Here is a 14502-nt window from a genome sequence, read left to right as displayed (position 1 = left end):
CACCCCCGAGTTCCAACTCCTGAGAGGACGCCATCATGGCTGACAAGACCACGCTCCAGTACACCGCAGAGCACGAGTGGGTGCTCGTCGACGGCGACACCGCGACAGTCGGAATCACCGCCTACGCCGCGGACAAGCTCGGCGACGTCGTGTTCGTCGACCTGCCGGCCGTCGGCACCCAGGTCGAGGGCGGGGTCGTCGTGGGAGAGATCGAGTCGACGAAGTCGGTCGGCGAACTGTTCGCGCCGATCGATGGAACCGTCGCCGAGATCAACGACGCCGTCGTCGACACCCCTGAGCTGGTGAACTCGGATCCCTTCGGAGACGGATGGCTCATCAAGGTGACCTTCACCGAGCTCCCCGCCCTGCTCTCCTACGACGAGTACTCGGCCATCGTCGGCGAGTAGCCGAGCCTCCTTCCAGCACCCACGAACCTGATCGGATCACGCGCGCAATGACTTCAGCCTCCTCGGCCTTCGACATGGACGCCTTCGGGCGTCGCCACATCGGCGTCGGCCTCGACGCCCAGGCCGAGATGCTCACCGAGCTCGGCTACGACTCGCTCGAGTCGCTGATGTCCGCCGCCGTCCCGGCGTCGATCGCCATCGGCGAGCACCTGACCTCTGTCATCCCCGAGGCGGCGACGGAGCGCGAGGCCCTGGCCGAGCTGCGGTCGCTGGCCGATCAGAACACCGTGCGCACCTCGCTCATCGGCCTGGGGTACTACGGCACCATCACGCCGGCCGTCATCAAGCGCAACGTGCTCGAGAACCCCAGCTGGTACACGGCGTACACGCCGTACCAGCCCGAGATCTCGCAGGGCAGGCTCGAGGCGCTCATCAACTTCCAGACCATGGTGACCGACCTCACGGGTCTCGACACGGCCAACGCGTCGATGCTGGACGAGGGCACCGCGGTCGTCGAGGGGATGTTGCTGGCTCGTCGCGGCTCGAAGTCGAAGAGCCCGCGCTTCATCGTCGACGAAGACGCCTTCCCGCAGACCGATGCGCTGCTCGCCTCACGTGCCGAGGCCGTGGGCATCGAGTTGGTGCGCGCCCCGCTGGCCCGCCTCGACGAGGCCGGCATCGCCGGACTCGGCGAGCACTTCGGCATCTTCGTGCAGTACCCCGGGGCGTCGGGCAATCTATGGAACCCCTCGGCGGTCCTCGCCGCATCGAAGGCGCAGGGGGCGCTCACCGTCGTGGCCGCGGACCTGCTGGCCCTCGCCCTCGTGACCAGCCCTGGCGAGCTCGGAGCCGACGTCGCCGTCGGCACCAGCCAGCGCTTCGGCGTTCCCATGGGCTTCGGCGGACCCCACGCCGGTTACATGGCCGTGCGCGCCGGCCTCGAGCGTCAGCTTCCCGGCCGTCTCGTGGGAGTGTCGCAGGATGCCGACGGCCACCCTGCTTACAGGCTCAGCCTGCAGGCCCGTGAGCAGCACATCCGCCGCGAGAAGGCCACGTCGAACATCTGCACGGCCCAGGTGCTGCTCGCGGTCATGGCCTCGATGTACGCGGTCTACCACGGCCCCCGCGGCATCCGCTACATCGCGACGAAGACCGCGCTCACCGCTCGAGCCCTCGCGGCCACGCTCACCGAGTACGGCCTGACCCTCGCGAGTGACGACTACTTCGACACGATCCGAGTGAACGTGCCCGGCCTCGCATCGACCGTCGTCGAGCGCGCGCGCGAACTCGGCTACAACGTGCACCTCGCGGGTGATGCCACGGTGGGGATCTCGGTCGACGAGACGACCACGACGGATGATCTCGCCGCCATCGCCCACGCCTTCGGCCTGCCGGAGCGCCTCGAGTTCGCCCTGGACTACTCGGTCGACGCGGTGAAGGCCGCGGTTCCGGCGGATCTCGCCCGCGACGGTGGCTACCTGGAGCACCCGGTGTTCAACACGCACCACTCCGAGACGGCGATGATGCGCTACCTCAAGCAGCTCGCGGACCGGGACTACGCGCTCGACCGCGGAATGATCCCGCTCGGATCGTGCACCATGAAGCTCAACGCGGCCACCGAGATGGAGGCCGTGACCTGGCCCGAGTTCGGATCGCTGCATCCGTTCGCCCCTGAAGCAGACGTCGTCGGATCGCTCGCCCTCATCGAGCAGCTCGAGAACTGGCTGGCGGAGGTGACGGGCTACGACTCGGTGTCACTTCAGCCGAATGCCGGCAGCCAGGGCGAGCTCGCCGGCCTGCTCGCGATCCGCGGCTACCATCGCTCGAACGGCGACGAGCAGCGCACGGTGTGCCTCATTCCATCGAGCGCTCACGGTACGAACGCGGCATCGGCGGTGCTCGCCGGCATGCGCGTCGTGGTCGTCGCCTGCGACGAGCTCGGCAATGTCGACCTCGACGACCTGCGCGCCAAGATCGCGGCGCACGCGGACACCCTGGCCGCATTGATGATCACCTACCCCTCGACGCACGGCGTGTACGAGCACGAGGTCACCGCGATCACCCAGGCCGTGCACGACGCCGGGGGACAGGTGTACGTCGACGGAGCCAACCTCAACGCCCTGCTCGGATTCGCGCGCTTCGGCGACTTCGGCGGCGACGTCTCGCACCTGAACCTGCACAAGACGTTCTGCATCCCGCACGGCGGCGGCGGACCCGGTGTCGGCCCTGTGGCGGCGAAGGCGCACCTGGCGCCGTTCCTGCCCGGGCACCCGATGGCCCAGCGCGCCGACCACGGACCGTTCGTGCACGCCGGCGGCCCCATCTCCGCAGCACCGTACGGCAGCCCGAGCATCCTGCCCATCTCCTGGGCCTACGTGCGCATGATGGGAGCCGAGGGACTCAAGCAGGCCACGGGCGCCGCGGTGCTGAGTGCCAACTACATCGCCTCCCGCCTGCGCGACCACTACCCGGTGCTCTACACCGGCGACAACGGCCTCGTCGCCCACGAGTGCATCCTCGACCTGCGCCCCCTCACCGCGGCAACGGGTGTCAGCGTCGACGATGTCGCCAAGCGCCTCGTCGACTACGGCTTCCACGCACCCACGATGTCGTTCCCGGTCGCCGGCACCCTCATGGTCGAGCCGACCGAGAGCGAGGACCTCGCCGAGATCGAGCGCTTCATCGAGGCGATGATCGCGATCAAGGGCGAGGCGGATGCCGTCGCCCGCGGCGACTGGCCGGCGGACGACAACCCGCTGCGGAACGCCCCGCACACCGCCCGCTCGGTGATCGAGGGGGAGTGGACGCACCCCTACACGCGCGAGCAGGCCGTCTACCCCGTGCACTCGATCATCCGCACCAAGTACTGGGCACCGGTGCGGCGCATCGACCAGGCCTACGGCGATCGCAACCTGGTGTGCGCCTGCCCGCCGATCGAGGCCTTCGCCGAGTGAACCCCGCTCGGTGAGATCCGGCCGAAGGCCGCGACCGAAGAGCGGAAACAGCTCTAGCCTTCCGGCTCCTCCCGGCGTACCGTTGCGAATCTAGCGACGTCTACGTCGGGAGGATGCCATGAACGTCTTCGATCTGCTCTGGAGCATGGCTTCGGTCGGATTCATCGGCCTCATCTTCGGGTTGTCCGTCATCGGCAACCGCATGAGCCTGGAGTCGCGGGCCGCCTCGCTCCAGCGCACGGATCCGGGACGGGCATCCGCCCTGCTCCAGGCGCAGGCCGTCAGCGACCACGCCTACGGTCTCGGCAACTGGCTGCCGGAGGTCATGGTGGTGTGCACGCCGTCGCGGCGGGCGGCGCTGGCCCATGACGACGAGGCCGAGCGCCCTGTGCCGCCGCCCGTACCGGCGCTGCCGATGTACGTCGCGGCGGAACCGCACCTCGCGACAGGCAGGGTCAGAACAGTCCAGGCCACCACACGACGGCCAGTGGATACCCGACGAACGACACCACGTCCAGAATCGTGTGAGCGATGACGAGCGGCATGGTGCGGCCCCAGCGCCAGTAGCACCAGCCGAAGACGACGCCCATCGCGGCGTTGCCGATGAACGGCCCGAATCCCTGGTAGAGGTGATAGCTGCCACGGAGGACCGCGCTGGCCAGGATGATCTGCCACTTCCCCCACCCGATCTCCCGCAGGCGCGTGAACAGGTAGCCGACCACGATGATCTCCTCGGACAACGCCGACCGCAGTGCCGCGAGCACGAGGATGGGGATCGTCCACCACGCGGCATCCAGTGGCGAGGCCTGCACATCCACGGTGATGCCGATCATGCGGCCGCCCGCGTAGAGCGCTAGCCCGGGAATGCCGATGGCCGCCGCCAGGGCGAGGCCGCCCAGGGCGTCGCGTCCGGGACGCGTCAGGTCGAAGCCGATGCGACGGAACGGGTTGATGCCGGGCTGCCAGAGCAGGTAGAACACGAGCGCGACGGGTAGCAGGTCGAAGAAGATCCCGAGGAACTGGTAAGTGAAGTCCAGCCACTCCCGAGGGGACTGCGACGGATTGAGAGCCGTCGACTGATCGCCGAGGGAGGTCTCGGCTGTCACCCGGGCGATGATGGCCACGATGGAGTAGACGGCACTGGCTCCCAGAGAGAGTCCCAGAACTATCGCGATCTCGATCCAGAGGCGACCACGCTCACCGCGAGGTACTGTACCCCGATCCGCGTTTCCGGCCTCTGACCGGCCGGAATGTGCGCCTGACGTCTCACTCATGTGGCCATCCTGTCATTCTCGCGGCTGAATTCACCGACACCGCTCGACAAACTCGCGCGGGGCGCAATGATCTTGCGAGGAAACGTCCCCCGCTGCAGATTCACGGTCGGCCAGGTTTCTGATCTGTAACGTTTCCCGGCACAGTTTGGTTTCTGCCTCCCCGCTCCATATTTTGTAGGTACTCAGGCCATCGTGCGCGCTCGAAAAACGAGGCGGCGAAGCCCTTTTCACCAGGAGGAACATTGAGAACCAAGAGATTTGGCGTTGCAGCCATCGCTCTTGCCGCGGCGGGAGCACTCATCCTGTCCGGCTGCAGCACCGGCGGAGGCGGAGACGAGGCGCCCAAGGGCGACTCGACCGCGATCATCACCACGAACGGATCCGAGCCTCAGAACCCGCTCATCCCGACCAACACCAACGAGGTCGGCGGCGGCAAGATCCTCGACGCCATCTTCGCAGGCCTCGTGTACTACGACGCCAAGGGCGCCCCGGTGAACGACATGGCCGAGTCCATCGAGTCGGATGACGCTCAGAACTACACGATCAAGATCAAGCCCGACCAGAAGTTCACCAACGGTGAGCCCGTCACGGCCGAGTCCTTCGTGAAGGCCTGGAACTACGGTGCCGCTCTCGACAACGCGCAGCTCTCGAGCTACTTCTTCGAGTCGATCAAGGGCTTCAGCTACGACGTCAACGTTCCCGAGCTCGAGGGCCTCAAGGTCGTCGACGACACGACCTTCACGGTCGCGCTGAACCAGCCGGAGTCCGACTTCCCGCTGCGCCTCGGCTACTCGGCGTTCTACCCGCTGCCCGAGGCAGCATGGGACGACATCGCCGCCTTCGGTGAGAACCCGATCGGAAACGGCCCCTACAAGCTCGCCGAAGACGGCGCGTGGGAGCACAACGAGAAGATCTCGCTCGTGAAGAACGACGACTACGCCGGCGGCCGCGAGGTCGTCAACGGTGGCCTCGACGTCATCTTCTACGCCACGCAGGAAGCGGCCTACGCCGACCTGCAGGGCGGCAACCTCGACGTTCTCGACGCGATCCCCTCGGGCGCGCTCGGAACCTACGAGGACGAGTTCGGCGACCGCAGCGTCAACCAGGCTGCTGCGATCTTCCAGTCGTTCACCATCCCGGCGCGACTGCCGCACTTCTCGGGCGAAGAGGGCAACCTCCGTCGTCAGGCCATCTCGCTGGCCATCAACCGCGACGAGATCACCGACGTGATCTTCTCGGGCACCCGTACGCCGGCCCACGACTTCACGTCGCCGGTCATCGACGGCTACTCCGAGGACCTCGAAGGCTCCGAGGTGTTGGACTACAACCCCGACGAGGCCAAGAAGCTCTGGGCAGAGGCTGACGCCATCGCCCCGTGGGACGGCACCTTCAAGATCGCCTACAACGCCGACGGCGGCCACCAGGGCTGGGTCGACGCAGTGTCGAACAGCATCAAGAACGTTCTCGGCATCGACGCCTCCGGCGACCCGTACCCGACGTTCGCCGAGGCTCGCACGAAGATCACCGACCGCACGATCCAGACGGCGTTCCGCACGGGATGGCAGGCCGACTACCCGGCTCTGTACAACTTCCTCGGACCGCTCTACGGAACGGGCGCCGGCTCGAACGACGGCGACTACTCGAACCCGGATGTCGACAAGCTCCTCTCCGAGGGCCTGGCCGAGACCGACCTCGACGCCGCCAACAAGAAGTTCCAGGATGTCCAGGTCCAGCTCTTCAAGGACCTGCCCGCCATCCCGCTCTGGTACGCGACCGTCAACGGCGCGTGGAGCGAGAACGTGGAGAACGTCCAGTTCGGCTGGAACTCGGTTCCGCTGTACTACGAGGTGACGAAGACCGCCGCCGAGTAATTCTCGCGGCACACCGCTGAGGGGTTAGTATTCCTGAAGCACTCTGTGGGGCGGTAGCTATCAGCTGCCGCCCCACTCCCACGCTCGTGGTTCCGATTGCGTCACAGCGCTACTCTGGGACGATCGAGCTTGAAAGACAGATAGGTTCTCTCATGCCAAAAACCCCGGATTGCGGGGCCTGATCCATGGCCGGTTACATCCTCCGTCGAGTGCTGCAGGCCGTGCCTGTCCTGCTCGGCACCACCTTCCTCATCTACTTCATGGTCTTCGCCATGCCGGGTGACCCGATCGTGGCGCTGTTCGGTGACAAGACGCCGAACCCCGCGGTGATCGAGCAGCTTCGCGAGCGCTACCACTTCGACCAGCCGTTCATCGTGCAGTACCTCCTCTTCCTCAAGGGCATCTTCGTCGGAGACTTCGGCATCTCGTTCTCCGGTCAGCCGGTCACCGAGATCCTCGCCAAGACCTTCCCGGTCACCCTGCGGCTGGCGCTCATCGCCATCTTCTTCGAGATGATCGCGGGCATCAGCGTCGGCCTCATCTCGGGTCTTCGCAAGGGCAAGTTCTTCGACTCGAGCGCACTGGCCGTGAGCCTCGTGCTCATCTCGCTGCCGATCTTCGTGATCGCGTTCGTGGCCCAGCTCGTCTTCGCGATCAACCTCGGTTGGTTCAGGGCGACTGTCGGGCCCGGAGCTCCGCTCCAGGACCTGATCCTGCCTGCCATCGTGCTGGCGACCATCAGCTTCGCGCAGATCCAACGACTGACACGGTCGTCAGTCATCGAGACCGGCGGTCAGGACTTCGTTCGCACCGCAGCGAGCAAGGGCCTCAGCCGTCGTCGCATCGTTCCGGTGCACATCCTGCGCAACTCCCTCATCCCCGTCGTGACCTACCTCGCCGTAGACTTCGGCACGCTCATGGTCGGTGCGACGGTCACCGAGGGAATCTTCAACGTGCCCGGAGTCGGGCGCACCCTGTACCAGGCCATCATCCGAGGAGAGCGCCCCACCGTCGTCGCGTTCGTCACGGTCATGGTGCTGATCTACCTCGTGGTGAACCTGCTGGTGGATCTGCTGTACGCCGTTCTCGACCCGAGGATCCGTTATGCCAAGTAGAAACTCCCAGCAGAATCACTTCGTCGCGCCTCTCGAGGAGACGCCCCTCGTTGCGATCGACCAGGTCAAGACCGAGGGCAAGCCCTCGAACCTCTGGATCGACGCCTGGCACGATGTGCGCAAGCGTCCGATGTTCTGGATCTCCTCGGTGATGATCATCGTGATCATCGTGATCGTCGCGGTCGCGCTCTTCCCGTCGCTGTTCACCTCCGTCGACCCGGCGTTCTGCGAGCTCTCCAAGAGCCTCGACGGACCCGGCGACGGCAGCGTGCTCGGCTACACCAAGCAGGGCTGCGACATCTACGCGCGCATCATCTACGGCACGAGCACCTCGCTCTCCGTGGGAATCATCGTCACGGTCCTGGTCTTCGTCCTCGGCATCGCCTTCGGGTCGCTGGCCGGGTTCTACGGCGGCTGGGTCGACGGCGTGCTCTCCCGCGTCGGCGACATCTTCTTCTCCATCCCCTACATCCTCGCCGCCGTCGTCATCATGAGCGTCTTCTCGGCCTACCGCAGCGTGTGGGTGATCTCGCTCGCGATCGGAATCTTCGCGTGGCCATCGACCGCCCGCGTGCTGAGAGCCGAGATCTTCAGGGTGAAGAACTCCGACTACGTCATGGCTGCAACGGCCATCGGCCTGTCGCGGTTCCGCATCCTGGTGCGCCACGTGCTCCCCAACTCGATCGCACCCGTCATCGTCGTCACGACGATCTCGCTCGCGGCCGCGATCGTCGCCGAGGCGACGCTGTCGTTCCTCGGTGTCGGTCTGCCGGGTACGACGATGTCGTGGGGCAATGACATCAGCCAGGCCCAGAACGACCTCCGGGTCGCTCCGCAGACGCTGATCTACCCGTCGATCGCCCTGTCCCTGACCGTGCTGAGCTTCATCATGCTCGGCGAGGTCGTGCGCGATGCGCTCGACCCGAAGGCGAGGGCCGCACGATGAGCACGACGATCACCCAGAACGACGGGAACACCGTGAACTCCGAGAACGGCGAACGTCCCATCCTCGAGATCACCGATCTCCAGGTGGGCTTCAACACCCAGAACGGTCTCGTCAAAGCCGTCGACGGCGTGAACATCACCCTGTACCGCGGGCAGTCGCTCGCGATCGTGGGCGAGTCCGGCTCCGGCAAGTCGACGACGGCGCACGCCATCATCAATCTGCTCCCCGGCACCGGAAAGATCACCGGCGGCTCCATCAAGCTCGACGGGCGGGAACTCTCCACGGCCACGCCGAAGGAGATGGAGGACATCCGCGGTCGGCAGATCGGCTTCGTGCCGCAGGACCCGATGTCCAACCTCAACCCCGTCTGGAGCATCGGCTTCCAGGTGGAGGAGGCCATCCGCTCGAACGGCATCGCCTCAGGCAAGAAGGCCGTGCGCGCACGCGCCATCGAGGTGCTCAAGCAGGCCGGTCTCGGCGACGCCGACCGCCGACTCAAGCAGTATCCGCACCAGTTCTCCGGCGGCATGCGCCAGCGCGTGCTCATCGGCATGGGCCTGGCTGCCAACCCGCAGCTGCTCATCGCCGACGAGCCGACCTCGGCGCTCGACGTCACGGTGCAGCGCGTCATCCTCGATCACCTCGAGACGCTGACCCGTGACCTCGGGACGACGCTGCTGTTCATCACGCACGACCTCGGCCTCGCGGCCGAGCGCGCAGAGCAGCTCGTGGTTATGTACAAGGGCAAGGTCGTCGAGTCCGGGCCGTCGGTCAAGATCCTCAAGGATCCGCAGCACCCGTACACCCAGAGGCTCGTCGCAGCGGCACCGAGCCTCGCGTCGCGCCGTATCCAGGCGAGCGATACGCCTCTGTCGGAGCTCGACATCCACGCCCCGGCAGCAGCAGAGGTCGTCGACCTCATCGCCACGGCCGAGGCGCGGGCGGAGGCACGAGACGACTCGGCAGGCCTTCCGCCGGCGATCGTCGTCGAGAACCTGACGAAGGTCTACAAGATCCGGGGCTCCGGAGACTTCAAGGCCGTCGACGATGTCTCGTTCCAGATCGCCAAGGGCACCACCATGGCGCTCGTCGGCGAATCCGGCTCCGGCAAGTCGACCGTCGCGAAGATGCTGCTGAAGCTCGAGGACTCCACCGCCGGCAAGATCATCGTCGGAGGCAAGGACCTGAACTCGCTCGGCGGCAAGGAGCTGTTCAACCTGCGCAGCCGGATGCAGCCGGTGTTCCAGGACCCGTACGGCTCCCTCAACCCGCTGCGCAACATCGGCAACACGATCAGCGAACCGCTGTCGGTGCACGGCGTCGGATCGCGCAAGTCGCGTCAGGCCCGGGTGTTCGAGCTGCTCGACCAGGTGTCGCTGCCCAAGATGCTGGTCAGCCGGTACCCCAACGAGCTGTCGGGCGGACAGCGTCAGCGCATCGCCATCGCGCGTGCTCTGGCACTCAAGCCCGAGATCGTCATCCTCGACGAGGCCGTGTCGGCTCTCGACGTGCTCGTGCAGGCGCAGATCCTGCGCTTGCTCGCGGACCTGCAGTCGGAGCTCGACCTGACCTACCTCTTCATCACGCACGACCTCGCCGTGGTGCGCGTGATCGCCGACAACGTGGCCGTCATGCAGAAGGGCAAGATCGTCGAGTACTCGACCACCGACCAGGTGTTCGACAACCCGCAGCAGCAGTACACGCAGGATCTGCTGGCCGCCATCCCCGGAGCGAGCATCGAGCTCGCCTCCTAGGGTCAGGCGTCTGGTTGGTGAACGGCGGGTCCTCGTGGACCCGCCGTTCAGCATTACAGGCTAAACTGGGGTGATTGGGCTGTGCGCATTTCAGCGCGCCGACCCGCAGACCCCACCTGAGCGCCGCATCCGCGACGCCGTGCGCGATCCGACACCGAGCTCCAGCCCGTCGTCGTGACAGAGCGCGAACCGAAGAAAACCCAAGGACAGACTTATGGCAATCGCCCTGCGCTCAGACATCCGGAATGTGGCCATCGTGGCCCACGTCGACCACGGCAAGACGACTCTCGTCGACGCCATGCTCGGCCAGACCCACTCCTTCTCCGACCACGCCCACGTCGAAGAGCGCGCCATGGACTCCAACGAGCTCGAGCGTGAGAAGGGCATCACGATCCTCGCCAAGAACACGGCGATCACCTACAACGGCGTGCACGCCACCGAGGGTCCCATCACCATCAACGTGATCGACACCCCGGGCCACGCCGACTTCGGTGGCGAGGTCGAGCGCGGCCTGTCCATGGTCGACGGCGTCGTGCTCCTCGTCGACGCGTCGGAGGGCCCCCTGCCCCAGACACGCTTCGTGCTGCGCAAGGCCCTCGAGGCCAAGCTCCCCGTCATCCTGCTCGTCAACAAGACCGACCGCCCCGATGCGCGCATCGACGAGGTCGTCGCCGAGAGCCAGGATCTCCTGCTCGGTCTCGCCTCCGACATGGCCGATGACGTTCCCGACCTCGACCTCGACGCCATCCTCGACGTGCCCGTCGTGTACGCCTCCGGTCGCAACGGCGCCGCGAGCCTCACCAAGCCCGAGAACGGCACGCTGCCCGACAACGACGACCTCGAGCCCCTGTTCGGCGCGATCCTCGAGCACATCCCCGCTCCGAAGTACGACGACGAGGCACCCCTGCAGGCCTGGGTCACCAACCTCGACGCCTCGCCGTTCCTCGGCCGCCTCGCCCTGCTCCGCGTCTTCAACGGCACGCTCAAGAAGGGCGAGACCGTCGCCTGGGTGCGCCACGACGGCCAGGTCAAGAACGTTCGCATCACCGAGCTGCTGAAGACCCGCGCACTCGATCGCTACCCCGCCGAGAGCGCCGGCCCCGGCGACATCGTCGCCGTCGCCGGCTTCGAGGACATCACCATCGGCGAGACCCTCGCGGACCCGGATGACGTTCGTCCGCTCCCGCAGATCCACGTCGACGACCCCGCGATCTCGATGACCATCGGCACGAACACCTCGCCGCTCGTCGGCAAGGTCAAGGGCCACAAGCTCACGGCGCGCATGGTCAAGGACCGCCTCGACCGCGAGCTCGTCGGAAACGTCTCGCTCAAGATCGTCGACATCGGACGCCCCGACGCCTGGGAGGTGCAGGGTCGTGGAGAGCTCGCTCTCGCCATCCTCGTCGAGCAGATGCGCCGCGAGGGCTACGAGCTCACCGTCGGCAAGCCGCAGGTGGTCACCAAGCGCGTCGACGGCAAGCTGCACGAGCCGTACGAGCACCTCACCATCGACGCTCCCGAGGAGTACCTCGGCGCGATCACCCAGCTGATGGCCTCCCGCAAGGGCCGTATGGACAACATGGCCAACCACGGCACCGGCTGGGTGCGCATGGAGTTCATCGTCCCGTCGCGCGGCCTCATCGGCTTCCGCACCGAGTTCCTCACCACCACGCGTGGTACCGGAATCGCCAACGCCATCTCGCACGGCTACGACGAGTGGGCCGGCGAGATCGTCACCCGCAACAACGGATCCATCGTCGCCGACCGCGCCGGTGTCGTCACCCCGTTCGCCATCATCGCGCTCCAGGAGCGCATGAGCTTCTTCGTGAACCCCACCGAAGAGGTCTACGAGGGCATGGTCATCGGCGAGAACTCGCGCGCCGACGACATGGACGTGAACATCACCAAGGAGAAGAAGCTGACCAACATGCGTCAGTCCACCTCCGACACCTTCGAGTCGATGACGCCGTCGCGTCAGCTCTCGCTGGAGGAGTGCCTCGAGTTCGCCCGCGAGGACGAGTGCGTCGAGGTCACCCCGGCCAACGTGCGCATCCGCAAGGTCGAGCTCGACGCCCAGTCGCGCGCCCGCTCCACCTCGCGCCTGAAGAAGCAGAACCAGAACTAGTCGCTCGCGACACCTCGAGGGTGTCGGCATCCGTCTCTCGTGAAGAGCGGATGCCGACACCCTCTGTCGTAGCCCCAGCGCGTACTCTGGAGGCCCGAGCCCTGGAGACATCATGCCCTTCCGCACCCGCCTCGTCGTTCCGGCCATCGCCNCGACACCCTCTGTCGTAGCCCCAGCGCGTACTCTGGAGGCCCGAGCCCTGGAGACATCATGCCCTTCCGCACCCGCCTCGTCGTTCCGGCCATCGCCGTCGCCCTGCTCCTGACCCCGACCCTCGCCGGCTGCGGCATCGTCGACTCGGCCGTGGATCAGGCCACCGGAGGGCAGGTGAGCGTCGGCGGCGAGCTTCCGAGGGGCTGGCCGGAGGAGGTGCCCGTCGTGGACGGGAAGATCCTGGTGGGCGCCGGCGGTCAGGGCGAGAACGGCAGCGGATGGATCGTGACCGTCGACGCGACGGCAGCGGACCCCATCGCCGAGGCGACGACCCAACTCGAGGGCGCCGGTTTCAGCGTCGACGGGAGCGCAGCCGAGGCGACAACGGACGACGGCGGTTTCGTCGCGATGAAGAACGAGAACTACTCCGTGCTGGTGGCCGGCACGAAGGACGGGCTGCTCTACACGGTGACACCGGTGACCGGCGGCTGATTCAGGCGAAGAGCGGCGCGCCCACGTACGACCCGTCGCGGGCGCCGGGCGGAATGGCGAAGATCGCCGAACCGACGTGCTTGATGTACTCGTTGAGGGCATCGGATGCGAGGCTGCGCTGAATGCCGATGAACTGCTCGGGCGAGCGCTGGTACGACATGAAGAAGAGGCCGGCGTCGAGGCGGCCGAGCTCGTCGTTGCCGTCGACGAAGTTGTAGCCGCGACGCAGCAGGCTCGCGCCCTTGTTGACGCTCGGGTGGGCCAGACGAACGTGAGCGTCGGCGTCGATCGTCGGCGTCCCCGCCCCGGTCTCGGCGTCGAAGTCCGGCTCCGTGAACTCGGTGCCGCCCGACAGCGGCGCTCCCTCGCCCTTGTCGCGGCCGATCACGCGCTCCTGCTCCTCGAGCCTCGTGCGGTCCCACGTCTCGATGATCATGCGGATCTTGCGTGTGACGAGATAGCTTCCGCCGGCCAGCCACGCGGGGGAGTCGCTCGAGCCGACGAAGACCTGGTCGTCGACGAGCTTCGCGTCCTCCGACTTGACGTTCGCCGTGCCGTCCTTGAACCCGAACAGGTTGCGGGGAGTCAGCTGCGAGGTCGACGTGGACGAGGTGCGTCCGAAGCCGAGCTGCGACCACCGGATGGAGGCACGCCCGAAGGCGATGCGGCTGAGGTTGCGGATGGCGTGCACGGCGACCTGCGGATCGTCGGCGCAGGCCTGGATGCAGAGGTCGCCCCCGCCGAGTTCCGGCCGGAGCGAGTCGCCCGAGAAGCGGGGGAGCTTCGTGAGCAGCTCCGGACGCCGTGCCGCGATGCCGTAGCGATCCTCGCCGCCGTCGGTCGAGAACAGCGTGGGGCCGAAGCCGAAGGTGATGGTGAGCCCGGCGGCCGGCAGTCCGAGGGCTTCGCCGGTGTCCGCCGGCGGCGCCAGCGGCGACCCGCCGACGGCTCCGCCATCCGTCACCTCGAGGCCCTGCGTCATGCGAGCGGCCGCGTAGGTCCAGTCCTGCAGCAACTCGATGAGGTCGTCGCGGCTGGTTCCCGCGGCCATGTCGTAGGAGGCGAAGTGCAGGCGGTCCTGGGCCGGGGTGGTGATGCCGGCCTGCCTGGCGCCGTAGAAGGGGTAGACCGCGTTGGTCTGCGATGAGGCGGATGCCGCGGTCGCGGCGGCGGCAGCCCCAGCTGCGCCGCCGACGACGAGTCCGGCGGCACCGACGCCGACGAGGCCGAAGAGGCCGCGCCGGGAGAGTCCCGATGGGCGAGCCGTTGCTTCGTCGGCGGAGCCGTCCACCGCTGTCGTGTTCTCGGGCGCCGATTCGGGGCCGGCGTCAGGATTCATCCCGCTCATGGTACTTCCTGTTGCGGTGGAGACCCTGATGGGCCGGTCTCCGCAGCTTCGCCGCGGGCCGGC

At 66.9% G+C, this 14502-nt stretch carries 11 protein-coding genes; 9 read left to right on the top strand and 2 right to left on the bottom strand.

What is annotated here, in order from left to right; genetic code table 11:
• The first annotated feature begins 35 nt into the window (after positions 1-35).
• The 3 genes from gcvH (at position 36) to ASC59_RS17175 (ending at position 3896) form a co-directional block, all read left to right on the top strand.
• On the top strand, positions 36-407 hold the full coding sequence (gene gcvH, locus ASC59_RS06520) for a glycine cleavage system protein GcvH (RefSeq protein ID WP_055819799.1): 372 nt from the start codon (positions 36-38) through the stop codon (positions 405-407).
• A 47-nt stretch (positions 408-454) separates the two neighbouring features.
• Positions 455-3361 carry an aminomethyl-transferring glycine dehydrogenase gene (gene gcvP / locus ASC59_RS06515; RefSeq protein WP_055819796.1) on the top strand — a complete coding sequence of 969 codons (2907 nt, stop codon included), beginning with the start codon at positions 455-457 and terminating at the stop codon, positions 3359-3361.
• Positions 3362-3479: 118 nt separating this feature from the next.
• On the top strand, positions 3480-3896 hold the full coding sequence (locus ASC59_RS17175; protein ID WP_157487936.1) for a hypothetical protein: 417 nt from the start codon (positions 3480-3482) through the stop codon (positions 3894-3896).
• On the opposite strand, the gene ASC59_RS06510 is transcribed toward ASC59_RS17175, so the two are convergent.
• Complete coding sequence (locus tag ASC59_RS06510; protein WP_055819793.1) at positions 3817-4635, bottom strand: CPBP family intramembrane glutamic endopeptidase; 819 nt, start codon at positions 4633-4635, stop codon at positions 3817-3819. The two genes, ASC59_RS17175 and ASC59_RS06510, sit on opposite strands and share 80 nt — an antisense overlap.
• A 242-nt stretch (positions 4636-4877) precedes the next feature.
• Between ASC59_RS06510 and ASC59_RS06505 the strand changes: the two genes are divergently transcribed.
• The 6 genes from ASC59_RS06505 to ASC59_RS06480 all read left to right on the top strand — a co-directional run bounded on the left by ASC59_RS06505 (position 4878) and on the right by ASC59_RS06480 (position 13091).
• The gene (locus ASC59_RS06505; RefSeq protein WP_055819790.1) at positions 4878-6506 is read left to right on the top strand and encodes a peptide ABC transporter substrate-binding protein; all 1629 of its coding nucleotides are present in this window, start codon (positions 4878-4880) and stop codon (positions 6504-6506) included.
• 185 nt (positions 6507-6691) lie between these two features.
• Positions 6692-7621, top strand: a complete 930-nt coding sequence (locus ASC59_RS06500) for an ABC transporter permease (protein WP_055819788.1) — start codon at positions 6692-6694, stop codon at positions 7619-7621.
• A complete protein-coding gene (locus tag ASC59_RS06495) occupies positions 7611-8567 on the top strand; it encodes an ABC transporter permease (protein WP_055819785.1) in 957 nt (318 codons plus the stop codon). Before ASC59_RS06500 ends, ASC59_RS06495 begins: the two co-directional genes overlap by 11 nt.
• Positions 8564-10321: a dipeptide ABC transporter ATP-binding protein gene (locus tag ASC59_RS06490; protein ID WP_055819783.1), complete on the top strand. Its 1758-nt coding sequence runs from the start codon at positions 8564-8566 to the stop codon at positions 10319-10321. The genes ASC59_RS06495 and ASC59_RS06490 overlap by 4 nt, the downstream gene beginning before the upstream one ends.
• A gap of 214 nt (positions 10322-10535) precedes the next feature.
• Positions 10536-12446: a translational GTPase TypA gene (gene typA, locus ASC59_RS06485; RefSeq protein WP_055819780.1), complete on the top strand. Its 1911-nt coding sequence runs from the start codon at positions 10536-10538 to the stop codon at positions 12444-12446.
• A gap of 210 nt (positions 12447-12656) precedes the next feature.
• On the top strand, positions 12657-13091 hold the full coding sequence (locus tag ASC59_RS06480; protein ID WP_055819778.1) for a hypothetical protein: 435 nt from the start codon (positions 12657-12659) through the stop codon (positions 13089-13091).
• Position 13092: 1 nt separating this feature from the next.
• On the opposite strand, the gene efeB is transcribed toward ASC59_RS06480, so the two are convergent.
• Positions 13093-14430 (bottom strand): iron uptake transporter deferrochelatase/peroxidase subunit, encoded by a 1338-nt coding sequence (gene efeB / locus ASC59_RS06475; protein ID WP_055819775.1) that lies wholly within the window; start codon positions 14428-14430, stop codon positions 13093-13095.
• Positions 14431-14502: the final 72 nt, after the last annotated feature.

Origin of the sequence: Leifsonia sp. Root1293 (genome assembly GCF_001425325.1) — a bacterium.
GTDB lineage: Bacteria > Actinomycetota > Actinomycetes > Actinomycetales > Microbacteriaceae > Orlajensenia.
The sequence above is the reverse complement of the archived record's forward strand: the minus strand, read 5'-3'. Positions and strand labels throughout refer to the sequence as shown.

What these genes read in the sequence shown, in the direction of transcription:
- ASC59_RS06510 (WP_055819793.1), bottom strand. Translation starts at nt 4,635, where the DNA reads ATGAGTGAGACGTCAGGCGCACATTCCGGCCGGTCAGAGGCCGGAAAC.
- ASC59_RS06480 (WP_055819778.1), top strand. Translation starts at nt 12,657, where the DNA reads ATGCCCTTCCGCACCCGCCTCGTCGTTCCGGCCATCGCCGTCGCCCTG.
- ASC59_RS06500 (WP_055819788.1), top strand. Translation starts at nt 6,692, where the DNA reads ATGGCCGGTTACATCCTCCGTCGAGTGCTGCAGGCCGTGCCTGTCCTG.
- ASC59_RS06490 (WP_055819783.1), top strand. Translation starts at nt 8,564, where the DNA reads ATGAGCACGACGATCACCCAGAACGACGGGAACACCGTGAACTCCGAG.
- efeB (WP_055819775.1), bottom strand. Translation starts at nt 14,430, where the DNA reads ATGAATCCTGACGCCGGCCCCGAATCGGCGCCCGAGAACACGACAGCG.
- gcvH (WP_055819799.1), top strand. Translation starts at nt 36, where the DNA reads ATGGCTGACAAGACCACGCTCCAGTACACCGCAGAGCACGAGTGGGTG.
- gcvP (WP_055819796.1), top strand. Translation starts at nt 455, where the DNA reads ATGACTTCAGCCTCCTCGGCCTTCGACATGGACGCCTTCGGGCGTCGC.
- ASC59_RS17175 (WP_157487936.1), top strand. Translation starts at nt 3,480, where the DNA reads ATGAACGTCTTCGATCTGCTCTGGAGCATGGCTTCGGTCGGATTCATC.
- typA (WP_055819780.1), top strand. Translation starts at nt 10,536, where the DNA reads ATGGCAATCGCCCTGCGCTCAGACATCCGGAATGTGGCCATCGTGGCC.
- ASC59_RS06495 (WP_055819785.1), top strand. Translation starts at nt 7,611, where the DNA reads ATGCCAAGTAGAAACTCCCAGCAGAATCACTTCGTCGCGCCTCTCGAG.